This window comes from Pseudoalteromonas sp. SG43-8 (assembly GCF_014164245.1).
Classification (GTDB): domain Bacteria; phylum Pseudomonadota; class Gammaproteobacteria; order Enterobacterales; family Alteromonadaceae; genus Pseudoalteromonas; species Pseudoalteromonas distincta.
Genome location: NZ_JACJEX010000021.1, coordinates 1 through 23,916, shown reverse-complemented (window position 1 = coordinate 23,916; position 23,916 = coordinate 1). Strand labels below are relative to the sequence as shown.

Annotated in this window: 19 protein-coding genes and 1 tRNA gene; 9 read left to right on the top strand and 11 right to left on the bottom strand. The window is 40.1% G+C overall.

From position 1 onward, the window contains the following. Nucleotides 1–70 precede the first annotated feature (70 nt). From H5122_RS19330 to H5122_RS19320, 3 genes are read left to right on the top strand one after another with little or no spacing between them, the layout of a single operon-like run. Nucleotides 71–2,209: a type I secretion system permease/ATPase gene (locus tag H5122_RS19330; protein ID WP_182682863.1), complete on the top strand. Its 2,139-nt coding sequence runs from the start codon at nt 71–73 to the stop codon at nt 2,207–2,209. Beyond that, nucleotides 2,206–3,627, top strand: coding sequence for an HlyD family type I secretion periplasmic adaptor subunit (locus H5122_RS19325; protein WP_182672500.1), 1,422 nt, complete (start codon nt 2,206–2,208; stop codon nt 3,625–3,627). The genes H5122_RS19330 and H5122_RS19325 overlap by 4 nt, the downstream gene beginning before the upstream one ends. A gap of 23 nt (nt 3,628–3,650) precedes the next feature. After that, a complete protein-coding gene (locus H5122_RS19320; protein WP_007583159.1) occupies nt 3,651–4,238 on the top strand; it encodes a response regulator transcription factor in 588 nt (195 codons plus the stop codon). A gap of 22 nt (nt 4,239–4,260) precedes the next feature. Here H5122_RS19320 and H5122_RS19315 read toward each other — a convergent pair whose 3' ends face one another. The 3 genes from H5122_RS19315 to H5122_RS19305 form a co-directional block, all read right to left on the bottom strand. Then, nucleotides 4,261–6,216 (bottom strand): LapD/MoxY N-terminal periplasmic domain-containing protein, encoded by a 1,956-nt coding sequence (locus H5122_RS19315; RefSeq protein WP_182682862.1) that lies wholly within the window; start codon nt 6,214–6,216, stop codon nt 4,261–4,263. Next, nucleotides 6,216–6,923: a transglutaminase-like cysteine peptidase gene (locus tag H5122_RS19310; protein ID WP_182675774.1), complete on the bottom strand. Its 708-nt coding sequence runs from the start codon at nt 6,921–6,923 to the stop codon at nt 6,216–6,218. Before H5122_RS19310 ends, H5122_RS19315 begins: the two co-directional genes overlap by 1 nt. A 142-nt stretch (nt 6,924–7,065) precedes the next feature. Further along, nucleotides 7,066–7,524 (bottom strand): LPP20 family lipoprotein, encoded by a 459-nt coding sequence (locus tag H5122_RS19305; RefSeq protein ID WP_182675775.1) that lies wholly within the window; start codon nt 7,522–7,524, stop codon nt 7,066–7,068. Between the two features lie 140 nt (nt 7,525–7,664). Between H5122_RS19305 and H5122_RS19300 the strand changes: the two genes are divergently transcribed. Then, complete coding sequence (locus H5122_RS19300; RefSeq protein WP_182675776.1) at nt 7,665–8,858, top strand: flagellar assembly protein FlgT; 1,194 nt, start codon at nt 7,665–7,667, stop codon at nt 8,856–8,858. On the opposite strand, the gene H5122_RS19295 is transcribed toward H5122_RS19300, so the two are convergent. After that, on the bottom strand, nt 8,855–9,754 hold the full coding sequence (locus H5122_RS19295) for a LysR substrate-binding domain-containing protein (RefSeq protein ID WP_182682861.1): 900 nt from the start codon (nt 9,752–9,754) through the stop codon (nt 8,855–8,857). The two genes, H5122_RS19300 and H5122_RS19295, sit on opposite strands and share 4 nt — an antisense overlap. A gap of 112 nt (nt 9,755–9,866) precedes the next feature. On the opposite strand from H5122_RS19295, the gene H5122_RS19290 reads away from it, so the two are divergent. The 5 genes from H5122_RS19290 (at nt 9,867) to H5122_RS19270 (ending at nt 18,221) form a co-directional block, all read left to right on the top strand. Next, a complete protein-coding gene (locus H5122_RS19290) occupies nt 9,867–10,595 on the top strand; it encodes a glutathione peroxidase (protein ID WP_002961336.1) in 729 nt (242 codons plus the stop codon). Between the two features lie 81 nt (nt 10,596–10,676). Then, nucleotides 10,677–12,125: a dihydrolipoyl dehydrogenase gene (locus H5122_RS19285; RefSeq protein ID WP_182672506.1), complete on the top strand. Its 1,449-nt coding sequence runs from the start codon at nt 10,677–10,679 to the stop codon at nt 12,123–12,125. 145 nt (nt 12,126–12,270) lie between these two features. Beyond that, on the top strand, nt 12,271–13,203 hold the full coding sequence (locus H5122_RS19280; RefSeq protein WP_002961341.1) for a hypothetical protein: 933 nt from the start codon (nt 12,271–12,273) through the stop codon (nt 13,201–13,203). 1,498 nt (nt 13,204–14,701) lie between these two features. Beyond that, nucleotides 14,702–16,279 (top strand): glycoside hydrolase family 68 protein, encoded by a 1,578-nt coding sequence (locus H5122_RS19275; RefSeq protein WP_002961343.1) that lies wholly within the window; start codon nt 14,702–14,704, stop codon nt 16,277–16,279. Nucleotides 16,280–16,568: 289 nt separating this feature from the next. After that, entirely contained in the window at nt 16,569–18,221 is a 1,653-nt protein-coding gene (locus tag H5122_RS19270) for a glycoside hydrolase family 32 protein (RefSeq protein WP_220487802.1), read from the top strand. Nucleotides 18,222–18,476: 255 nt separating this feature from the next. Here the strand turns inward: H5122_RS19270 and H5122_RS20335 are convergent, their stop codons facing one another. From H5122_RS20335 to H5122_RS19235, 7 genes are all read right to left on the bottom strand, one after another. Then, a complete protein-coding gene (locus H5122_RS20335; protein WP_182682860.1) occupies nt 18,477–18,632 on the bottom strand; it encodes a hypothetical protein in 156 nt (51 codons plus the stop codon). An 896-nt stretch (nt 18,633–19,528) separates the two neighbouring features. Next, a tRNA-Arg gene (locus H5122_RS19260) sits at nt 19,529–19,603 on the bottom strand. A 72-nt stretch (nt 19,604–19,675) separates the two neighbouring features. Further along, nucleotides 19,676–20,344, bottom strand: a complete 669-nt coding sequence (locus tag H5122_RS19255; protein ID WP_182682859.1) for a FlgO family outer membrane protein — start codon at nt 20,342–20,344, stop codon at nt 19,676–19,678. A 7-nt stretch (nt 20,345–20,351) separates the two neighbouring features. Further along, nucleotides 20,352–21,044: a FlgO family outer membrane protein gene (locus tag H5122_RS19250; RefSeq protein ID WP_182682858.1), complete on the bottom strand. Its 693-nt coding sequence runs from the start codon at nt 21,042–21,044 to the stop codon at nt 20,352–20,354. Between the two features lie 14 nt (nt 21,045–21,058). Then, on the bottom strand, nt 21,059–21,652 hold the full coding sequence (locus tag H5122_RS19245; protein WP_182682857.1) for a FlgO family outer membrane protein: 594 nt from the start codon (nt 21,650–21,652) through the stop codon (nt 21,059–21,061). 48 nt (nt 21,653–21,700) lie between these two features. Then, entirely contained in the window at nt 21,701–22,291 is a 591-nt protein-coding gene (locus H5122_RS19240; protein WP_039484757.1) for an SPOR domain-containing protein, read from the bottom strand. Nucleotides 22,292–22,398: 107 nt separating this feature from the next. Next, nucleotides 22,399–23,082 carry an SPOR domain-containing protein gene (locus H5122_RS19235; RefSeq protein WP_182682856.1) on the bottom strand — a complete coding sequence of 228 codons (684 nt, stop codon included), beginning with the start codon at nt 23,080–23,082 and terminating at the stop codon, nt 22,399–22,401. Nucleotides 23,083–23,916: the final 834 nt, after the last annotated feature.

Sequence of the window (23,916 nt, the reverse complement as noted above, 5' to 3'; positions counted from 1 at the left end):
GAAATATTTAAGTCGAGTTTAGGTTTACTAGTAACAATCCTATGCAGTTCTACATAACATTGGATGGTGTATGGAATTAAACGATGTACTTGATCATGGTGGCATCCTCGTTGACTGCCTAGCAGTTTTATGTCGTCATCATGGTAAAGAGTTTTCAAGAGAGGCACTATTAAATGGACTTCCTCTAACTGATGGAAATCTTACTCCATCAGGTTTTTCGCGCGCAGCAAAGCGCATTGGCTTTAAATCAAAAGTAGTTAATAAGCCACTACAAAAAATTAATACAGCACTGCTACCTGCCATCTTAATTTTAAAAGATAACCAAGCCTGTGTTATTAATTCTATTGATTACGATAAACAGTTGGTGAGTGTAATTTACCCAGAACTTACAGAATCAGTTATCGAACAAAGCATTGATGAGTTAGCTGCTAACAGTGTAGGTTTAGTTATTTATGCTCAACCAGAGTTTGCATTTGATGAGCGAACACCTGTACTTGAAAAACTATCAAAAGACGGATGGTTTTGGGGAGTAATTAAAGAATGCCGCTCACTTTATAAAGACGTAATTATTTCGGCTGTTGCTTTGGGCTTTTTATCGGTTGCTATGCCTTTGTTTGTAATGAACGTATATGACCGCGTAGTGCCCAACCACGCAACAGAAACCTTATGGGTACTTGCCATTGGCATTTTAATAGCACTCACTGCTGACTTTGTTTTGCGCTTAGTAAGAGGCTACTTTGTAGAGCTTGCTGCCAGCAGAATAGATGTCAAAGTATCGGCTGTAATAATGGAGCGGGTATTAGGTATGAAACTAAAAAACCGCCCATCGTCCGCAGGCTCCTTTGCTAGCAACATTCAATCATTTGAAGCTGTACGTAACTTTTTTAGCTCCATAACACTTGTCGCATTAGTCGACTTGCCATTCGTAGTTTTGTATTTAATTGTTATTGCCATTATTGGCGTACCTCTAAGTTTACCTATTATCGCGGGCGCACTTATATTATTAGCTTACGCTATAGCCGCACACCGCAAACTTGAAGCTCTTTCAGAACAAACAATGAAAGCAAGCTCAATGCGAAATGCTGTACTAGTCGAGAGCTTAACCAATATTGAAGATGTAAAAAGCTTTCACTCAGAGTGTAAAACACAGTCTGTATGGGAAAAGTCGACCATTTACATTGCACAAGTAAACGCACATAGCCGACTCGTTTCTAGCTCTATATCAAATACAGCATCATGGATACAGCAATGCGTAGGCGTAATAATAATGATAATAGGCGTACACCTCGTTATTGAAGGTGAGCTAACTCAAGGCGGGTTAATTGCAGCCTATCTATTATCGTCTCGTGCTATGGGCCCAATCGGGCAGTCGGCCGCTGTTTTAGCACAATATCATCATGCCGCAATAGCAATGCAATCACTGAACGAGATTATGGAAAAAGAGGTCGAACGTCCACCTGGTAAGCATTGGTTAAGCCACCCTATTTTGAAAGGCGATATAGAATTTAAAGATGTATGTTTTAAATACTCTGACGAATCTCATAATGCGCTCAACGGCGTTAGTTTTAAAATTAAAACCGGTGAAAAAGTCGCCATTTTAGGACGTAATGGCTCAGGTAAAAGTACATTAGAAAAGCTTATTTTAGGACTATACGACCCCTGTTCAGGATCAATTTTGATGGACAATAATGATATACATCAAATTGACCCAGCTGAGCTTCGTCATAATATTGGCTACCTACCACAAACCGTTGCTCTGTCTTATGGAACCTTGAAAGACAACCTCACCATGAGTGCTTGGCATGCCAAAGACGAGCAAATTATTGAAGCCTGTGAGCGAAGCCAATTATTTGATTTAATTAATTCGCACCCAGACGGATTTGATTTACAAGTAGGCGAGCAAGGTCGTCAATTATCAGGTGGGCAGCGCCAAGCTGTAGGTATGGCAAGAGCCATAATTAACGACCCTCCTATACTATTACTAGATGAGCCAACCTCATCACTAGATCATAATAGTGAAAGTAAAATTATTAATAATTTAAAGGGTTATTCTAAAGATAAAACCTTAATCGTGGTGACTCACCGCTCATCATTACTTGAACTTGTTGACCGAATTATAGTTTTAGATAATGGAAAAGTAGTTGCTGATGGACCAAAACAAAAAGTAATTGCAGCGTTAAATAATAAGACAGTGGAGCAAGCCTCATGAGTGACAATAAAAAACCACTTGAACAGCGCTCCTTTGAATCTGTTAGCAGAGCAATAGAAGCAAGAAAACAAGGCAAGCCATCAATATTTAATAAACTATTTAAAGGATGGATTTCTCCGCCTAACAGCCAAGACTGGGTAGTCGATGCGCAGTGGGAAAAAATGCAACAGGAGCCAGCAAGCGCTAGGTTATTGCTCTATTTAATTTGTTTAACGTTTATATGCCTTATTGTGTGGTCTGGCTTTGCTAATTTAGATGAAGTTGCTCGTGGTGAGGGGCGTGTTATTCCCTCCAATAAATTACAACTTATTCAATCTTATGATGGTGGTATGGTCGAAAAAATAAATGTAAAAGAGGGGCAAATAGTAAATGAGGGTGATGTGCTCATTAAAATAGACCCTACCCGCTTTATTTCTAGCTTTAGAGAAAACCAATCCAAAGTTGAATCGTTAAGCGCAAAAGTAGCGAGACTCAGAGCACTCACTCAAAAAAAGGAGCTCGTATTTAGTGAATCTGTTATTAAAAATGCGCCTAGAGTAGTGCAACATGAACGTTCTCTTTATTTGAGTAACAGCCAAGAATTAGAGCAACAAGTAAGTATTCACAAACGCCAACTAGAGCAGCGACACCAAGATTATATTGAAGCAAAAGCGGCACTTGAGCAGCATACCAGTGCGCTACGCTTAACAAACAGGGAGCTTAAAGTGACCCGTCCATTGTTACGCACGGGTGCTATTTCAGATATAGATATTATTCGTTTAGAGCGTCAAATAGTTGATTTAAACGGCGAGATAAACAGAACCAAGGCAGTTATAAATAGGAGTCTTTCGGCCATTAACGAAGCTAAAAATAAGGTAACCGAAGTTGAGCTCGTTATGATTAACCGCTGGAACAATGAACTCTCCGAAGCGCTACTGCGACTAGATTCAATTAAAGAAACTGAATCAGGCTTAGCCGATAAAGTAACTCAAACTGAAATACGTTCTCCTGTTAAAGGCACTGTACAACGATTATTAGTTAATACTGTTGGCGGTATTTTACAGCCAGGTAGTGATGTTATGGAAATTGTCCCGCTTGACGATCAACTTGTAGTAGAGGCAAAAATCCCGCCTAAAGACATTGCATTTTTACGCCCTGGGCAATCTGCAATGATAAAATTTAGTGCCTACGACTTTGCCGTATATGGTGGCCTTGAAGCCGAAGTATTACATATTAGCGCCGATACAATTACAGATGACCGCGAGAATACCTTTTATTTGGTGCAGCTAAAAACCACCAAAAATAATTTTTCAAAAGAGCTGACTATTATTCCGGGAATGACCACTCAAGTGGATATTATTACCGGTAAAAAAACCGTACTTGAGTATATTTTAAAACCGGTTCTTAGAGCTACATCGCAAGCAATGACAGAGCGTTAAAACATTTTATAAATGGAGAAGTAATGCGCCAAAGTATTTTTATTACACAGCCTGAATTTGAGTCGAAACACTGGCATACAGCGTTTCCTGGTTGTTTGATATGCACAAAAGAACCACACAGAGTCACGGCATCAAGTATTATTTGGGTTTTGGCCGGCACACCTAATTGGCTTGAGCTTGTTAAAAAGTATTCTCAGCAACGTTTACTGGTTATAGTTATGACCAACGAACTAGAAATAAATCAACTAAGAAGTGCGCTTGAAGCAGGAGCTAGGGGGTATGTAGAAGCACTCGCTACTAAAGTAATTATTGAACAAGTACTTGAGACAATTTGTACTGGCGGAATATGGTTACCAGGACAATTACTATCTAACTTAGTAGGTGCTTTATCAAATACACCGTTTAAATATGCGAGCACATGCGAGCTTGATGTACTCACAAAGCGAGAACGTCAAGTAGTTGATATTGTTGTAACAGGTGCAACTAATAAGCAAGCTGCAGAATCTTTAAATATTACAGAACGTACAATTAAAGAGCATATGAGCTCTATATTTAATAAGCTAAAAGTTCGCGACCGTATTCAATTAATGTTAGTTGTAAAAGGGCATTAACCGAACCGTTAATGCCTATTACTTACTCTTTAATAACCCCATCAAAACCTAAGTTAATAAGCGTATCTATATCATCTTGGCTTGTTACACCTTGAGCCACCACTTTAATGCCAATAGAATGCGCTAACGTGCACACTCCTCGCAAGAATGTTTGGTTATCTTGGCTGTAACTAATATTGTGTCCGTAAACGCTATCAATTTTAATCATTTCAAGACCAAATTCCTGAATTTTATAAATTTTAGTAAATTCAGGGCCCACACGTTTTAATGCTACCTTAGCGCCCATACATCGAGCCTGCTCACAAAAATCTTTAAATATCTTAATTTCGCTAACGGCAATACTTTCACGAATATCAAAACAAATTTTAGAGGCTAAATCAGGAAACGCCGAAAGGTACGTAAGAATCGAAGCAAGTGCAGCATCATCAAGTAGCGTTTGAGCAGATAATTCAACCGAAATCAGTTCACTTGGTGGCTCAATACTATAATGAGCCACCAACGCCTTAATTAAACCCCAATCTAAACGCGCTAATAACTTTAATCGGTTAGCCCACTGGTAGTAGTAACTAGCACGGTATACTTGGCCACCAAGCTTTAGGCTCAACCCTAATTGATTTTGCATTACCGGCCCTGTAAAGCTCGTTACTGGGTAAGTATTTATTTCTAAATTATTATTGTTGAGTGCCTCTTCTATGGCATTTTTCCAGCTAGTTGCATTATCAAACAGCTCACTTTCTTGCTTGATTTGAGCTACTTTTGCTTGTACATCAGATTGTTTACCCGATGATTTTAAAAGTTCATCCGCACGCTTTAATACATCAAATCGCGTGTCGTCTTTTTGAATATAAGTACAGCTGTGAGGTATCGCTAGCTTAACGTTTTTATACTCTTCAACAAACGATTGATGCATCAATAAAATACGTTCACTGATTGCTTGAATATCATCAATATCACTAAATAAAACTGTAAAATCGCTGTGAGAAATACGTGCAATGTAATTTTCAGAAAAGTGTTCTTGGTTGCTCTCTAAGAAGCTAACCAACATCTGTGAAAATCGACGTAGAAAGTTAACCATTTCTACTCGTCCCACTTCCTCACTTACGCGATCGAGGTTTACAACCCTAAATAAAAACAAAGCACCATGGGCATGATCTTTCGATTTTTGTAAGTGAGCCTCAAGCGTTGCACCAAAGTATTCTCTATTTGCTAAACCAGTTAGCTCATCGTGTTGCGATTTAAATCTAAGCTCTTCTAAACGTTTATTATCTTCTTTAATAATACGGCTAAAACGGGTAGATAATTGGTTCATTGATTGCACTAATCGTGCAAACTCAAAAGTGCGAGGAACGCTCGATTTAATAAAACGTTTTTCACCAAATGCATTAGCCTGATACACAACATCATCTAGTGGTTTTAAAATCCTACTTAAAAAGTAAGCACTAACTATACAAGCAAAAAAAGCGACAATTAAAAAACTAAAAAATAGTTTAAGCGCACTTTCCCATAAGGCTTGCTCAGCATATTGACTATGGCTTTCTATAAACAAAGTACCAAACTGCTGCCAACCATTATTTACTTGCCCAACCCCTGGCTGTACATTTAATCCATACATTGCTCTAAACCACTGCGGAGCCGTCGCTTTAAGTTCATCGGTAAACGTGCGTTTAACAATCACCTCACCATTAGGGTTTTGTAGTTCTATTCGCTTATAGTGACCGGTATCAAATGTGGCTGAAACTAATAATTCAAGCTCAACGGGGTCTTTGTCTAATTGGCTGATCATTAACGCGAGTGAACTGGCATTATCTACATTTTTTAAGTACAGCTGGGTCGAAAAATAACTTTTAGCCGAATTAGTGCTAATTAAAACACTACTTATAAAGCCCACAAAAATAACAATTAATAATGCAATCCATAGCTCTTGCCTGAGTGTTATTTTTCGTTTTTTAAGATACTTAGATAAGGAAAATGATGCCATTACCACATAACTCCTTCTTTGGTTGTCTGCTCCAAAATTTTACGCCAGCGTGAAAGTCTTGCTGTTGGGCTGGCTACACTTTTGGTTGAATTATTAGCCCATAAACCTTGGCTGTTAAAGCTAAAAACAGGGCTTAAATCTACACGTTTTGCAGCAGGTAAAACCTTTGTTATTAAACTGTCTAAAATAAGTGGCTGAGCGTTTGGTGTAGCAAAATAACCTAACACCATATGCGCTTGCGTTTTGTTAGTGCCCGCAATTTTTGCTTTTACATAAATAAGGCGTAACTTGTCGTCGCTCACACCTAACGCTCTTAAGCTGATATATTTTGCTATTGCGTAATCTTCACAATCACCGAGGCCTCTGCCTAATGTTTCTAAAGGGGTTGCCCAATAATCGTTTTGTTTCCATAGCAAAATATCTGTTTGGTAGCGTAAATTACGCGCAAAAAAATCATTAACAATAAGAATTTGTTGTTGCTCTGGCTTGTTTTGAGTTTGCACCAACATGCTTTGCCAGTTGCGTGCAACCGCCGCTCGCGCAGGCCCGTATTTTTGACCCATGAGCTCTATAAAGGTATTAAATTGAATAGTTAGTCGGCTTGCAAGCACACCACTGGAGAGTACAAAAAACAGAAATAGGTAGCGCAAATTGGCTTTGCACCATATAAATAATTGAGGATTTAAATGACTTGGCTTAATCGCCATTTACAGAGCCACTGTTAATATAAGTGGCAATAAAATACATCTGTTGAGCACTACGCAATCTGCTTAAAATTAATCCTAACAACAGCATAGCACTCAATATAAGAGGATGAGATATTTTGAATAACTTTTTTAATAAACGTTTTTAGTAGTACGTTACTTTTTTAACTTCGCGTGGTTTTACTTCACCTATGTATAAATCGTGCACACGCTTCATATTAAGCTCAAGCTCGGTCACGTAAGTGTCATCTACTGCGTAAGTTTTAATTATTTGTGCACCTTTAATAAGCCCCTGCACTTTACTTTCTAAGTAATCGTCTTGAGCAATTGAGCCTTCCACCGTTGTTCCTGCGGTAATCTTTTGCCCATATACTTGCTCAGTAAGCTCGCGGTAAGCTTCAAGCTTAGAAGCCTTAATGGCCATAAGTTGCTTTTGCGAAAGGTTAGTGCCTTTTTGCAAGCTAATAGGTGCATACCCTATCGCTTTTAAAACGGGGTAATTATTTGGCTCTACATATTTATATTCAACATGCTTATCAAAAACGCTGCTACAACCACCTAAGGTTAAACACCCAAGTGTAATAAGTAATGAAATTGCTCGCATAGCATTTAGCCCTTGTATAGTAATTAGCAGTACATATGCACGTTTAATGCCATTTATAGCATTACTAATAATTACCAAATAACATTGGTACAGTCCTTGCTCTACCTAGTTAATAGCTAACGTTTAATTGGAGTAAAAGTATGAAGTCGTTTTTATCATTGGCATTTGCAGGGTTAAGTGCAACGGCATTATTAACCTTCTCCCCTTTTACTAAAGCGCAGTGGTATGAATCAACGGGCCATGCGAACGTCCAAAATGGTGATACAAGCGCGGCTAAATCTGCCGCTATAAAAGATGCGATTACACAGGCGTTAGTGTTCTCTGGCGCACGGGTTAGCTCGGTGCAAACCTTGGTAGATGGCGTGTTAATGCAAGATCAGCTAAAAATTAGCAGCCACGGCGAAATTCAAAAAATTGAACTGGTCAGCGAAAATAAATACGACAATAAATTTGCGATTACATTACGACTCGATATTTTTTCTCAAACAGAGCAATGTCCACAAAATAGTTTTAATAAGTTTGTGGCCGTTACACAAAGCCAACTTGTTCATCGTGAACACGCCAAAATGGGTCAAATATTTGACGTAAGCAAAGCGATTAGCAAAAATATTTTTACTTCCCTGCAAAAATCAAAAATGAGCGCAGTGCCTATTGCTTACTATAATAATGCAATAAGCGTTGATAAGTACTTTTCGCAGCAGCACGACTATTCAAATGCCCAATTAGAAGAAATATCTTCGCGCAGTAACGCTCAATATGTATTACTTAGCCAAATAACGAGCCTTTCAACGAGCGACAAACTCAATAACGATTATGCATTTTGGCAAGACGAGGCGTATGAGCGCAGTTACAACATTGAATTTGTATTATTTGATGGCACTACCTATGAGCAACTTTGGCAAAATAGTTACCATACTCAAGCAATTTGGCCATTTGAAAAAACAACCATAGTTGACGTCAATAGTGATAGGTTTTGGCAATCGCCTTATGGGCAAAGCATAACTGATATCAACCAAGCAGTAAGTTATGACATTCAAGCAGCCATGGCGTGTTTGCCAACTCAAGGCAAAATAATGCACATGGAAAATAGCAAAATCGTTATTAATTTAGGTAAAGCTCATGGGTTAAAAAAAGGCCAGATGCTAAGCATTGCACACCATAACTATTTAACCGACGCGGCAGGTAATGTTATGCCGCACACCATCACCACGCTTAATAAAATTCGCGTTGAGCAGCTTTATCAGCAAACCGCAGTAGCCGTTAGTATTGACAGTAAACCGCTACCTGGCGTACAAATTAACGATGTAGTAGAAATAATCAGCCAAGATCTTTAGAGTTTTTTACTCAATTTAGCTTTTAAATTAGGGTGAGCCGATAACCACTCGCCCAATTGTTCTACTCCAGATAAATGCGGATAATGCTTTCTGCATGCAAACACCACATTACGCTGCTGATTAGGAAATATAGGCAAGTAATCAATCCCTACACGGTCGGTACATGCCAGTTTTGGTACAAATGTAATACCGTCATCCATGGCCACTAACGCTAATAATGTTTCTAAACTATTACCTTTATACTGGTTAGATACATCGACTCCCGCAGAAAAACAAAACTTTTGGGCTTGATCTTTAAAGCAATGACCATCACTTAACATTAGTAGGCTGCATCCTTGAAGGTCGTTCAACGCCACTTTTTTATGCTTAGAAAGCGCGTTATCTTGTGATACCGCCACTAAAAAATCTTCTTTGTATAAAGCAACCGTATGGTAATTAATAAGCTCTGGCACATCGGCTAAAATAGCAAAGTCGAGTTCGCCATTATTTAAAGCTTCTAAAATTGTTGCTGTTTGCATCTCAATAAACGAAAACTGACTATCAATAAATGCCGCTTTCATTGATGTTAATAACGCAGGCAACAAGTAAGGCGCAATGGTAGGAATAATACCAATAGTTAATTTACCTTGTAGAGGCTCATTAGAAGTAGCAGCAAGTTCTTTGAGTATTTGCGTTTGTTCTAAAATAATCTCTATTTGCGTCAACAAACGTTCACCTTTTGCTGTTAACGTAACTTGTTTAGTTGAGCGGTCAAATAAAGTAACGCCAAGCTCATGTTCGAGTTTTTTTACTTGGCCACTTAATGTAGGCTGACTTACAAAACATGCATCGGCAGCTTTGCGAAAGTGCTTGTATTGCGCTATTGCTTTTACATATTCAAAATCTTTTAAGTTCATATTCAGCTCTACGTGATAGTTTATAACTATCAGTTTAATACAAACAAACGATTGGAACTATATTTAATTATTCACCATAATGGCTATCAACAAATCAAGAGGAACAAAAACTATGTTAAACAATATCGAAGGTCAAACAGTCCCAAGTGTTACATTTGCAACTCGTCAAAATAACGAATGGAAATCAGTAACAACAGATGAAATTTTTAAAGGTAAAACGGTTGTAGTGTTTTCACTACCTGGTGCATTCACACCAACATGTTCATCAACTCACTTACCACGTTACAACGAATTAGCGGGCGTACTTAAGCAAAATGGCGTTGACGAAATTGTATGTTTATCAGTAAACGATACCTTTGTAATGAACGCATGGGCTGAACATCAAGAAGCGCAAAACATTACTTTATTACCAGACGGCAACGGCGAATTTACTGACGGCATGGGCATGTTAGTAGACAAAAACGACCTAGGCTTTGGTAAGCGCAGCTGGAGATACTCTATGCTGGTTAAAGACGGCGTGATTGACAAAATGTTCATCGAACCAGATTTACCAGGTGACCCGTTTGAAGTATCTGATGCAGACACAATGCTTGATTACATCAACCCTAAGCAAGCTAAACCAGAACCTGTAAGCATCTTTACTAAACCTGGCTGTCCTTTTTGTAAAAAAGCAAAAGAGCTTCTTGCTGAAAAAGGCTTCGCATATGAAGAGATTGTTATGGGTGCCGGCGCATCACTAACAAGTCTAAAAGCTGTATCTGGTCGTGACACTGTTCCACAAATATTCATTGGTGGTAAACACATCGGTGGTTCAGACGACTTAGAAAAATACTTTGCTTAATTAAGTAAAAAATAGCAGGGGCGTACGCGCCCCTCTATATCAATCTCATCGCTTAGATTGAAAATAATAAAGGATACCACTATGAAAGAATTGCAAACCGATGTTGTTGTTATAGGCGCTGGCACTGCTGGTTTAAGTGCTTATCGTAATGCTAAACAGTTCACACAAAATGTATTAATGATCGAATCAGGCCCATACGGCACCACATGTGCACGTGTTGGTTGTATGCCAAGCAAGTTATTGATTGCAGCCGCCGAAGCCGCACACGCAATTGAAATGGCACCTGCATTTGGTGTTCATAGCTCAAAGCCTGTCATTGATGGCAAAGCAGTTATGGCACGCGTTAAAAGTGAACGAGATCGTTTTGCAGGATTCGTAGTAGAAGCCGTAGATGAATTACCAGATGGTGATAAAATTCGTGGTTACGCTAAATTTTTAGACGCAAACCGCGTACAAATAGACGACCATACAATTATTACAGCAAAACGCTTTGTAATTGCCACCGGTTCACGCCCTTCATACCCTGGCGTATTTAATAACTTTGGTGACAAACTTATTATAAACGACGACGTATTTGATTGGGATGACCTACCAGAATCAGTCGCTGTATTTGGCCCTGGTGTAATAGGTCTTGAAATTGGCCAAGCACTTAGCCGACTAGGCGTAAATGTAAAACTATTTGGTGTAGGCGGCGCAATTGGCCCACTTACAGATCCAGTAGTAAAAGACTACGCAAATACTGTTTTTGCTGAAGAATTTTTTGTAGATACCGACTCAAACGTATCTGACATGATGCAAGTTGGCGACAAAGCACAGCTAACTTACACCGACAAACAAGGTGAAAAACACACCGAACAGTTTGACTACGTACTTGCAGCCACAGGCCGAGTACCTAACGTAGATAAACTAGGCCTTGAAAACACAGGCATTGAACTTGATGAACGCGGCGTACCGCACGCAGACACACATACAATGCAGTGTGGTGAGTCGAACATATTTATAGCAGGCGATGCAAGTAACATGCTCCCATTGTTACACGAAGCATCTGACCAGGGTGCTATTGCAGGTCAAAATGCAGGGCGCTTCCCAGATGTACGTATAGGTCTGCGCAGAGCAAAAATTGCAGCTGTATTTAGCGACCCACAAATAGCCATGGTCGGCGAAAGCTACAAGCAAATTACTGACCGATTAGGCCCATGCGGTTGTTTTGAAGTAGGCGAAGTAAGCTTTGAAAACCAAGGCCGTAGCCGAGTAATGCTTAAAAACAAAGGTCATATGCGTGTATATGCCGAGCAAGGTACAGGCTTATTTTTAGGTGCAGAATTTATTGGCCCACAAGCCGAACACATCGCTCACTTATTGGCTTGGGCTGTACAAAACAAAATGACCGTACCAGAAATGCTTGATATGCCATTTTACCATCCAGTAATTGAAGAAGGGTTACGTACCGCCCTTCGCGACTTAAACGCCAAACTTAAATTTGGCCCAGACATTGTAAATTCATGTATGGAATGTGGCCCAGGCGCATAACCTATTTACCACACATACAAACTTGCTAAGCAAAAGCCAAAACTAACGTTTTGGCTTTTTTTTATAATTTTTTTAAGCTGACCTCTCAAAAAAAATTTTAGCTGTTACACTTAATTGATAATTCAATTAAAAAGATGGAATAGCTATGCCCAATAATAAATTTAGACTAGTCACTCGCAGCGATTTTGATGGCTTAGTTTGTGCCGTATTGCTCAAAGACTTAGACCTAATTGACGATATTTTATTTGTTCATCCAAAAGACATGCAAGATGGCAAAATAGACATTACCGAAAACGACATTACGACCAACCTCCCCTACGTTGCAGGCTGTCATATAGCATTCGATCATCACCTTAGCGAAACCGTTCGCAACTCAAGCGACATAAAAAACCATATTATAGACCCAAAAGCCCCATCAGCAGCTCGCGTAGTTTATGACTATTATGGCGGCGCTGAAAAACTTCCAAATATTTCTGTTGAAATGATGGACGCGGTAGACAAAGGCGATGCTGCTCAGTTTTCAAAAGACGAAATATTAAACCCAACCGATTGGGTATTAATGAACTTTATTATGGATGCGCGAACTGGACTTGGCCGTTTTCGCGAGTTTAAAATTTCAAATTACCAATTAATGATGAAACTGATTGATGCGTGTAAAGATCAGAGCATCGAAGAAATCCTACAAATGGAAGACGTAGCCGAACGTGTTGCTTTATATAACGAGCATAACGAAAAAGCCAAAGAGCAAATTTCTCAATGCGCTACCGTTCATAAAAACTTAGTAGTCCTTGATTTAACCCAAGAAGAAACAATTTACGCCACAAACCGATTTGTTATTTATGCCATGTACCCCGACTGCAATATCTCGATTCATAAAATGTGGGGCCTTAAAAAGCAAAATGTAGTGTATGCCATAGGTAAATCAATAACTAACCGCAGTTCAAACACCAATGTTGGCGAACTGTGCCTTAAATACGGCGGCGGCGGCCATTTAAATGCAGGTACTTGCCAAGTAGAAACAAGTAAAGCTGAAGCTGTACTTAGCGAATTGATTGATAAAATTACAAGTGATGGTTAGTTGTAAGCTGTTATCTACCTAGCAGCGAAATATAGTGTATTAGTATTGACTATAGCCTCAGTTGAGTTTGGGTTGAACCAAAGTTAGGATCCTGAATTTATTCCGGGTGTGGGTAAAATTATTGATCATACTTTCAACCATAAGTTGATTTATGTTTTCATGCAGCGCGATAGATTACGTGGCGAAAGGTAGCCTAGCAAAGCACGTTATTATCACCAATAGTGTTAGTATTGAGTGCCGACTAGCCACTGTTAAAAATAATTTTTTAACAGTGGCTAGTATGTGTACCTAGTGTTTGGCGAGCAAGGTAGAAGGGCATAGTTAGTATGATTTAACGTCGAAGAAAAATGTATCCGATACGCAAAGTGACTGTTAAAAGCTCTGCTGGGATAGTTCGGGCGATGATTGCATCTTAAGATACTACTGTCATCATTTCCTTACGATCACAGTAGGTAATACCAGTAAATTCTGTGACCATGGCTGGTAGCAAACAAACTAAAAAACTGCCCCCCCCCTCGCCAAATAAAACCCATATTAAAAACTTAAGGTAAGTAAAAACTTTAACGGATCCCTATCGCAGCAAAGCAAATTGCTGGCGCTCAACGAGACCTTAACTTTCGGCCAAGAAAATGTCTGGGATCTAAAAATTCAGCAGTGGTGTTCGATAAATTACCTAGTGCGACTTAATTTACTAAGTGGGGCACTTCGAGTTAATTGGCGTCATGCTGCAGATTAAAACCTTAGCAGGAAAGCTCCTCAAGCCTCGAAGCAACAGTATTTTATGGGTAGGCATCGCTTTTTGACTCATCGAAAAATAACAACACGGGATCCTTTAATCGGTATTCATTCTTCTAATGCATAAGCGTTAGCATAAAAAGTATTATAACTTCTTTCTTAATAACTTAATCGATTAAGTTAAACCTTCATTCAACAGGTGCCGCGTAAGAGTTAATACATTATTTTTTCGTTAAGATTTAAATGAATGATGATAATTTTCAAGCATAAAAACTTATTTTTTTAATATTAATATTCACTTTTAAATTCCTACCTCTAAGTTACCTACAAAAAAAGCAAGCAAACACTAACGCTACAGAGCTCATATATACTATACAACATTAATTTAAGATGAATTAACGGGGTCATTTGAAAGTTCATATATGCAATAGTATTTTATATTTATATTTTCTATTGTTTTTGCTTGTTAAATTGGTGAACCATTACAAAAAAACAAACTTAATCGTTTAAGTTTTTAAAAGGGTGGTATATAGTAAAAAAGCTAACATCATGTAGCGCGGGCATTATTACGCCCGAATTTCCTGGCTAATTCCAGAAGACAACCTTTGTCCGAATCGATTTCGCTATAAAAGTCACATATATTCAAGTGAATACAACTGGTTTTCACTGAAAATAATTGATTTAGACTAGGATAACAGGGGTCTTATTAGGCTGAGGCCATCCTTTTACGGGAAACAATTTTTAATTTAGTGAGAAGATATTGATGAATAGTAAAATAGGTAAATCGACAATCCCAATTCTGTGTTCATTTCTGGGCTTAACAACGGCAGCTGTTGCAGAACCTTATCTACAGCCGGGTCCCGAGCCGACATTTCACACCCAAGAGGCATTTGCACCTGAGAGTAATTTCACTGCGAAGTGGACGCGGGCTGATGCACGCCAAATCAAGCGAATGTCTGATCCGACGGCTGGTTCACGTCAGAATTCGATGCCTGAAGAATACACTATGCCTGACATCCCGCAGAACTTCCCTGACATGTCGAACGAACAGGTCTGGGTATGGGACTCTTGGCCTCTGACTGACGAGGATGCTAATCAGTACAGTGTCAATGGACAGGAAATCATTTTTTCTTTAGTAGCCGACCGTAGCCTTGGCTTTGATGACCGCCACGTTTACGCAAAGATCGGCTACTTCTATCGACCGGCTGGGATTTCCGCTGACCAACGCCCCGAAAATGGTGGTTGGACCTATGGTGGTCTCGTGTTCGATGAAGGTGTCACCGGTGAAATTTTCGAAGACCAGTCTTACAGCCACCAGACCCAGTGGTCAGGCTCGGCGCGTATTTTTCCGGGTGGCGAAATAAAGTTATTTTTCACAGATGTTGCCTTCTACCGTGATCAAGACGGAGGACCGGACATCAAGCCTTACGACTCTCGGCTCGCGCTAAGCGTAGGCCATGTGCATGCTAATAAACACGGCGTGAGATTCACCGGTTTCAACAAGGTTACGTCGCTACTCGAGGCTGACGGCACTTACTACCAAAATGCTGAGCAAAACCCTTACTATAACTTCCGCGACCCGTTTACTTTCGAAGATCCGGCTCATCCAGGTGAGACCTATATGGTATTTGAGGGCAACTCGGCCATGGACCGGACAACTGCACAGTGTGATGCGGACGACCTTGGCTACCGGGACGGCGACCCTTATGCAGAAACCGTAACCCAAGTGAATGCATCGGGTGCGCCCTTTCAGATCGGTAACGTCGGTCTGGCAAGGGCTACGAACGACGACCTAACCGAGTGGGAATTTCTGCCGCCTATTCTATCTGCAAACTGTGTCACCGATCAGACTGAACGACCGCAGATCTACCAACAAGATGGCAAGTACTACCTTTTCACTATTAGCCACAGCACCACATACGCAACAGGTATTACTGGCCCCGAGGGCGTATATGGTTTCGTAGGCAACGGTATTCGCAGCGATTACCAGCCGATGAACCAGGGATCCGGACTAGTGCTGGGTAACCCAACGAACCTCAACTACTGGCCGGGTAGTCCGTTTGCGCCAGACTATAATCAGCACCCAGGTCAATTCCAGTCGTACTCGCACTACGTGATGCCTGGTGGCTTGATCCAATCGTTCATCGACACGATCGGCACTCAAGAAAATTTTCGTCGCGGTGGGACGCTTGCACCTACAGTCAGGATAGAAATCAACGGCGACTCGTCAGAGGTTGATTATTCCTATAGCGTAAATGGTTATGGGCTAGGTGGCTGGGCCGATATCCCTGCAAACCTTAATGTGAATTCGGGTGGACAGATCAAGCCTCTAAAGAAATAGCTTTAGTAAATTAATCTATACAGCCCTTATCGGTGGGAAGAGGAGATGGCGATGTACCGGCGTATCCTCTTCTCCCTTGTTTGTAAATGGCAAATAAAGGTATGCTCGACTTATTCGACAGTCTCTCGAACTGTCGCTCTGTTTTTTTTGTTTTACAGCAGTGATTTCTGAAGCACTGCATTTCCTTATTTTACAAGTTTTTCGTACTGCCCAATATCATCTATCATGCTCAATGAGTACCTTTGCGCAATTACATTGCTTTGTAATCGGTGCTCCAATAAGGGGAATTATGAATCACAATTTTATTTTAATATTTGCAAGTCGCTGGTATATGACAATTTGCGTGTTGGTCGTGTTGTTCTGCTCAGGAATGTCGCCGGCCGTCGAATTAGGTTCTGAAGCAGCGTTTAGCTCTTCACCGTTGCCTCTGTTGACAGAAGAATCATCTAAATACAAGCGCCCAGCTAATTGGGCAAGATATCGGCCCGCGGTGCACCTAACCCCCGCCAAACACTGGATGAACGATCCCCAGCGTCCAATTCTGATTGACGGTATCTGGCACTACTATTACCTCTACAATGCTGATTATCCCATAGGAAACGGTACTGAGTGGTACCACGCGACCTCGGTTGATCTTGTGCACTGGCAAGATCACGGTGTGGCAATCGACAAATACAAGAACGGCCTCGGCGACATTGAAACCGGTAGCGTAGTAATTGACATCGATAACACTGCAGGCTTCGGCCCTGGCGCTGTAATCGCCATCATGACTCAACAACACGAGGGTGTACAGCGCCAGTCGCTCTTTGTCTCGACTGACGGCGGCTATCGATTTAAGGCGTACCACGACAATCCTGTCATGGACAACCCTGGATCCGAGCATTGGCGTGATCCTAAGATCATCTGGGACGACACGCGCAATGAATGGCTGATGGTGCTGGCTGAGGGTCATAAGATCGGCTTTTACACGTCGCCCGATTTGAAGCATTGGAAGTATCAGTCTGGGTTCGAGCGCGACGACCTTGGGATTCTGGAATGTCCCGACCTATTCCAAATGTCGGTCAACGGTGACAGTGCAACTACACGATGGGTGCTGGCAACTGGCGCGAACGGCTTTAAAAAAGGAATGACCACGGGAACCCTGTACTGGACCGGAGTATGGGACGGAAAAAATTTCACCGTGGATAGCGATGAACCTCAATGGCTAGACTTCGGCGCCGACTTTTATGCCGCAGTGACATGGGAAGACCCACGCCACAATGACGCCGAACGCCTTGCTTCTCGCTATGCCATTGGTTGGCTCAATAACTGGGCCTACGCAACCAAACTCCCAACCGATGAGTGGCACGGGGGGGCCAACTCGATCGTACGGCGCATCATGCTACGGTCTGTAGACGGTAAGCCGCAGCTTGTCTCGCAGCCCATCAATGCGATCGACAAACTTGAGGGTAATACAGTAGCTCGATCCAATATTCGGGTGACGGAAGCGTCGAAGATGGCACTTCCTCAGCCTCAATCCGATGCCTACCGACTCCGGGTTAAGATTGACGCTGACTCAGATGCTAAAGAGATCCGCTTCCGTCTTAAGGAAGGCAATGGGCACTTTTCTGTCGTTGGATACAACTTTGCGAATGACACTGTTTTTGTCAAACGCGATAAGGATGCTATAGCCAATGCGATGCCCAAAGTTTACCGCGAGGTTCGAAAGTCCCCCGTACAAGCGCGCGATGGCTTTGTCATGCTGGATATCATTGTAGATACAACATCCATTGAGGTCTTTGTAAATAACGGCGAAGTTGTACTTTCAAACCTTGTATTCGGCGCTCCCGGTGCAAATGACCTATCGGTCGAGTCAATTGGAGGAAATACGGAACTGAGTTTATTTGAGCTAACCCCTCTCAAGGTTGCCCCGGTCACTCGCAGTAAAGGTAATGCGGGCTAGGGCCCTACTCCGTGAAATTTAGCCTAGATTGTATTTTAAGATGTTGCTGGTTATTGTGTGATTCATAGGTATCGTTTCAATATACTATCTCTCTATGAACAAAGAAACTCAACAGCTATTAAAGTGGATTGAGCTTTAAGAAAAAACAATGTTGTGGGTCTAGTTTGACGTCGTTGGTATATCTAGGCCTACTCTTCAAATTGCTACCAGCGATACATAGAAAACAGCATAGACGTACTCACAGACCCCCAAGCACTAATATTTATTATCAAATAGAAAATGGGTGCTAGAAGCTCCAAAATCAGCTTCTACACGAGCATAACTTCCATCCATCACTTGACTCAATTCATAAAGTCCTGACCAAATACGAAGTAAAGCCAATAGATTTTCAGCAAAAGAAAAATACTTCATTCGATAATAAAGGCCTATTCCTAGTGACTAAATTCAGATGGATACATGTAAAGTCGCGCCTGAATTTATCAGTACACTACCATTGATGATTGCTCTAGATATCGCGTGTTAGACGCCTTTAAACGCAGAACGGCAAACAATACACTTACCTTTGTCGATAAAGTGATAGAAGAAATGCCATTTCCAACACGACGGTACAAACTGATCGCGCAATGGAGTTTTTTGATGAGAAGGTACTGCTCAAATTGATGGAGCATAGCATTAAATTTCGTCCCAACAAATCAGGCTCTCCTCACTTAAATGGTAAAGTTAAGAGGCCACAAAGAATCGACAAAGAAGAGTTTTATTCGACCGTTAATTTGGATTTTGGAGATCTCAAAAGTTAAACTTTGCCTGAATGACGGCATTACTACACTACAATCAGCAGCACGCTTACGGCTCATTTATAGGTAAAACACCACGGGTATTGAATGTGAACGCCTTGAACAACATCACTTTGAAGAACGTTCAAGCTAACTACGAAACGCCTAAAAATAGTTAAGAAATCAATTAAACTATATAATATTAAGCCTGAGAAATTAATGCATCATTAGTTAAGCTGATTTTTAGAAATCTTTATCATTTATATTTTATAAAAAATCAGGAGTGATGTAGCGGTCAATTAATTTCAAATTTGATGAGGTTTCTACTTTCTACTTAACTTTATTGGCTAACTTTAAAAAACCTTTCGGCTTTTTTACACTTTATTATTAACTGGGCTATTCGTAATAAATCTATGCTAGTTGATATCAGTGAAACAATGGCTAGGTACAATTATAAGAGTTGAGTGTAATCCACTATTTAATAAACTCATCACGCTACATATGTGCTACACAAGCATAACTCATTAATTTAATTGGTAGCCCCTGCAAGAATCGAACTTGCAACTGCCCCTTAGGAGGGGGCCGTTATATCCATTTAACTAAGAGGCCACAAATAAGCTGTGTGCTTAGAGGTGTGAATTATAACGGCATCTGGTTTTTTATATCAAGCGACAACTGAACTTAATTGCTTGATAAGTATATATCTTCTTTATTTAGTACATAAATTGGGATTAGTTTTCGACTACTCGCGACGATTTTTTTTGTATGCGCATTAATTACACGTGTATTAACAACAACAGCATCATGTCGATAAATTAATGTACCCGCTAATACATGGCTCGCCATTTGCTCTTCGCTAAGCTTTTCAATATCACGCGAGAAAGCAAAATCACCACGGCTATTTACATCTATTGTTTGGGTTGTCTTAAAATCAACCACGCCATAACCAAACTTTTGTAACTGATGAATTAATGTTTCAGAAATTTGATTCCCCAATTGATTACTTTTAGTAAGCGATGAATCAAGATCGACCAAAGTAGTAACAGCAATATTAATGTTGGTGTCGGTATCACTTTCATACTCAAGCGTATCAACCAAATCAAGTGCCATTTGCTCTACATAGTTAGCAAGTGTTTTATGGTGCTGAAGTGGTGTAAATTGATTGCCGTTAGCATCGTCTTGAGTTGATTTTTGCTCGGCTGTTTTAAGCATGCTTGCTAGGTCATAATTTACTTGTGTGGTTGAAGATGCATTCATTTCAGCACTTTCATTATTTTGAGTAAAGGCACAACCAGTTAAATTAGCTAAAGCAAAAAAAACGATAAAGCGGTTTAATAATTTACTATACATAATTATCTCACTTGCTTACTTGTTTTAATATTATGCCATCAGTGCGATAGCTACTATTAAGCGCATCAGCAACCGACTGTGGAATAAACCCTTGTGCAGAACCGACTACGGCCTTACTTTCTAGCCCAACAATACGTGCATTAACAAGTACACCACCTTGATGGTTTACAAGCGTACCGGCTAGTACATATTTAAAGTTTTGATCTTGGTTTAGCTCTAAATAGTCGCGACTAAATACAAAGTCGCCTGTTGAGGTGACACGCATATAATCAGTTGTTTTAAAATCAATAACGGGTACACCAAAGCTGTGTAGTTCATGCATGAAGCTTTCTGCAATTTGGTTTCCTAGTAAGCTACCATCGTTGTAGTCTTCATCTAAAAAAATAAAACTCGAAACAGCTAACGGTGTTTGTTCACTTACGTACTGTAAGTTTTCAACCATGTCTTGCATTATGCCGCGCACATAGTGGTTAATATTTTTGCGCATTGGCGGTGTTGCTTTTGTGTAGTTATCTTGTGGAGCCATTCCTGACTGAAATAAGTTATCGTCAGAAACAGGCGATGCAACGTCGCGTTGGTTACTCACTAGTTGGTTACTTTGCTCACTTTGTGATGTTCTGGTGTCTGTATTCATTGTGCCTAGTATTTGAGAGCAACCAAAGCCCAGTGGTAAGCATAATGTAATTAATAGGTTTTTCATTTTTGTGCTCCAAATTAGTATTCGCTTCGGTATAAAAGTCCGTCACGCTGCTGAATTTTCTCATTGCCCCACATTACATTAATTGGGATCTCGGTACTTCCCGCAGAGAGCACCTGTTTATTTTCTATATTCACAAGCCGTGCATTAACTATGTATGCATGCTGCTGGCGAGTCACTGTTCCTGTGATAACTAAGTCAATATTTTGGCGATTACGTAATTTACTTAAATCGCGACTTAAAATACTGTCTGAGTTTTTTGATAAAGAGAGGTTATTCCCAAGTCTGTACTCAACGGTGTGATAACCTAGTTGAGTAAATTGTGTAAGCAGACTTTCTTGGATCTGCTGACTTAAACCTGAGGCCTGCCCTGTCACTAATTTTGTATCGAGTGCATCTGCATAAAAGAAGCTACTAACGCCAACACGTGCATTGGCATTTAATGCTCCGTTTAGGTGATTAAGTTGCGACGTTAAATTAACTACATAGTCACTAACCGTAAAAGGAGCCATGGCTGCTTTAGGTGCATTTGTAGGCACACTTGGTTCCGGTGGTGGCACCAAGTTACAAGCAGCTAAATTTAAAAATAATAAAGGCAGTAAAAGGCGCATAATTGCCATCCTCTTCAAAACATACTGAGGATAAAGCAATTTGTATGCCTATATCGTACTTCTGTAAGGTTGTTGAACATAATAGCTAACAAAACATGTTACTTGTTGCTTTATAAGGGCTAAACAATCACTTTTTGCGTCCGCTGAATTACTATAAGCACCTAACTTCAATCGATAAAAAGTTGTGTTATTAACACTTACGGTTTCTACATTTATCTCAGTGGGTGAGATAATATTTTGTGGTATTTTTTCTTGGAATTCGCTGAGCTTCTTTTGCAATGCATTTTTATTTTTAAAAGCGGCAATTTGTAAAGCAAACAATGCCGTGTGGGTTTTTAATATGCTTTCGTTATTAACTTCATCATTTACACGAGTATTTAGAGCATCAGAATCATTTAGTTGTTTTAGATTAGTAGCAAGCTGCGTTAATTTATTTTCTAACTTGAGTAACTCCTCTACTTTTGGTTGAGAGCTTTCCCATTGTGCCGCAGAGATTTTGAGCTGCTCTAAATCAGACTTTTGAATAAGAATCGGTTGCGGGGTTGCTTGAGTCACTTTAACTTGTTGAGATGAGTTACATGCAGATAAAACAAGTACACCCATTAGCATCATGCATTCTAAACTCCATTTTAATAACATTTAACTTCCCTAAAATGACGTTGTTTAGGGGGTTATTTATCCCCTAAACGTATTAAATTATGAAGGGTGTATTTTATGGATAAACAATTTTTAAGCAAGTTTCTTAACTACAGCCTTACTGGCTTATCGGTGTAGTTACTTACTATGCAATCGAGTTTATACAGCTTGAATACGTCACAGTCTGCTTTTGCATTTTTAAAGTTTTGGTAAGAGCCAAGTTTTAGCCTGTAAAACATTTTGTCGTTTATTTTGGCGGTTTCTACGTTAGTCAATATTTTGTCTCTAAACAACGGTGCTGCTTTAGTATTTAGCTCTTGCCATGCTTTAGCCACACCTTGCTCTGAGTCAACCGAAGCTACCTGCAAAGCAAATACATGTTTTGGTTTATTTAATTTTACAGCTTGTTTTTTATTGCTGTAGTTTTGTTTAACTTGTTGGCGTGATTTAACATTACGTGTGTTTCGAGGTGAGCGTACAGACTTGCTGCTATACCCTTGATTAGACTGCGCAATAGCTTTGCTGTTTATAATATCAATATGATTTACGAGGTAAGTTATTTCTTTTTCTAATCTTAAAATTCGCTCTATACCTTCACGAGCTTGTTGCCACTGCATTGCGGCATCTTTTAGCTGTGCAAGTTCAAGGGCTGTAATTGATACGTAGTCAGGCGAGTTACTTTGAGACTGTTCATCAATGGTTTTTATTTCAGGCGAGACGCTGCATGCTGTACCAAATAAAAGCATTAGCAAGCTAAGTAAAAGCCCAATGTTATTTTTTTTATATATAAACATGTATTAGTTGTCCTGAAAGCAGTGTTTTTACACTACATTTCAGTTAAACATTCTCACAAGAAAGCGTTTAACTTTATTTAAGCTGTGAGCTATAAAACTTAGCTCTTCGCATGCTTGTCAGTATTTCGTAAAACACAACGTTGCATACTCCATCCCTTCCTTGAGAGCATTATTTAATACAAATTAACACAAACTTTACAACATAAATAACAATATGTCTGTAATGACTTAAAAAATTTTATTTTAGAGCTATTCCTTTTCTTATTTTATTCTAGGGCCTGTTGACCTTTCAGGATTAAAATTTGTTCAATCTAGGGGCCATTTAATCGCAGCGTGAGGTTTGTAACCTAGTGGGCTCGATAACTGCTCCTGCGTTATTCTACTGACTTACATCCCTGTAAGAATAAGTAAAAACCGAGTAAAGCTTCCGCGTCCTGCTCACGCCCCTTACCTACATCCATGTAGGCAACAAAGAGTAAATTGCCCCGAGGCAGAACCCTTCGGGCAGCGCGTGTTTGGCATCTATGCTACGTTATCGCCTATTTATGGGGAATAACCACACTACATAGGCTCTGCCTTGCCTAAATACCAAACAGCCTGCTGCAAATTTAACCTCGAAAGATAAACAGGCCTGATAAAACTCATAAAAAAGGCGCCGATATAGGCTAATGCCAGTCAGTTAAGCTGACTGGCATCTTTCTTTTTATGGGGATACTTAGATGGTTTTGGCTTAACCCATCGGGGATATCTTCTATCCTCTCGTCTAGCTGGAAGCTTAAATAAGACCAGTGTATCGAGTAAGTGCTGCCAGTGTATTGGATATTCCCTGGGCTC

Bases quoted from the DNA above. Each gene is read 5' to 3' on its own strand.
- H5122_RS19305 (WP_182675775.1), bottom strand. From the start codon at position 7,524: ATGCGAGCAATTTCATTACTTATTACACTTGGGTGTTTAACCTTAGGT.
- H5122_RS20335 (WP_182682860.1), bottom strand. From the start codon at position 18,632: ATGAAGTATTTTTCTTTTGCTGAAAATCTATTGGCTTTACTTCGTATT.
- H5122_RS19285 (WP_182672506.1), top strand. From the start codon at position 10,677: ATGAAAGAATTGCAAACCGATGTTGTTGTTATAGGCGCTGGCACTGCT.
- H5122_RS19300 (WP_182675776.1), top strand. From the start codon at position 7,665: ATGAAGTCGTTTTTATCATTGGCATTTGCAGGGTTAAGTGCAACGGCA.
- H5122_RS19275 (WP_002961343.1), top strand. From the start codon at position 14,702: ATGAATAGTAAAATAGGTAAATCGACAATCCCAATTCTGTGTTCATTT.
- H5122_RS19240 (WP_039484757.1), bottom strand. From the start codon at position 22,291: ATGTTATTAAAATGGAGTTTAGAATGCATGATGCTAATGGGTGTACTT.
- H5122_RS19255 (WP_182682859.1), bottom strand. From the start codon at position 20,344: ATGTATAGTAAATTATTAAACCGCTTTATCGTTTTTTTTGCTTTAGCT.
- H5122_RS19330 (WP_182682863.1), top strand. From the start codon at position 71: ATGGAATTAAACGATGTACTTGATCATGGTGGCATCCTCGTTGACTGC.
- H5122_RS19245 (WP_182682857.1), bottom strand. From the start codon at position 21,652: ATGCGCCTTTTACTGCCTTTATTATTTTTAAATTTAGCTGCTTGTAAC.
- H5122_RS19295 (WP_182682861.1), bottom strand. From the start codon at position 9,754: ATGAACTTAAAAGATTTTGAATATGTAAAAGCAATAGCGCAATACAAG.
- H5122_RS19270 (WP_220487802.1), top strand. From the start codon at position 16,569: ATGAATCACAATTTTATTTTAATATTTGCAAGTCGCTGGTATATGACA.
- H5122_RS19250 (WP_182682858.1), bottom strand. From the start codon at position 21,044: ATGAAAAACCTATTAATTACATTATGCTTACCACTGGGCTTTGGTTGC.
- H5122_RS19290 (WP_002961336.1), top strand. From the start codon at position 9,867: ATGTTAAACAATATCGAAGGTCAAACAGTCCCAAGTGTTACATTTGCA.
- H5122_RS19310 (WP_182675774.1), bottom strand. From the start codon at position 6,923: ATGGCGATTAAGCCAAGTCATTTAAATCCTCAATTATTTATATGGTGC.
- H5122_RS19325 (WP_182672500.1), top strand. From the start codon at position 2,206: ATGAGTGACAATAAAAAACCACTTGAACAGCGCTCCTTTGAATCTGTT.
- H5122_RS19235 (WP_182682856.1), bottom strand. From the start codon at position 23,082: ATGTTTATATATAAAAAAAATAACATTGGGCTTTTACTTAGCTTGCTA.
- H5122_RS19315 (WP_182682862.1), bottom strand. From the start codon at position 6,216: ATGGCATCATTTTCCTTATCTAAGTATCTTAAAAAACGAAAAATAACA.
- H5122_RS19320 (WP_007583159.1), top strand. From the start codon at position 3,651: ATGCGCCAAAGTATTTTTATTACACAGCCTGAATTTGAGTCGAAACAC.
- H5122_RS19280 (WP_002961341.1), top strand. From the start codon at position 12,271: ATGCCCAATAATAAATTTAGACTAGTCACTCGCAGCGATTTTGATGGC.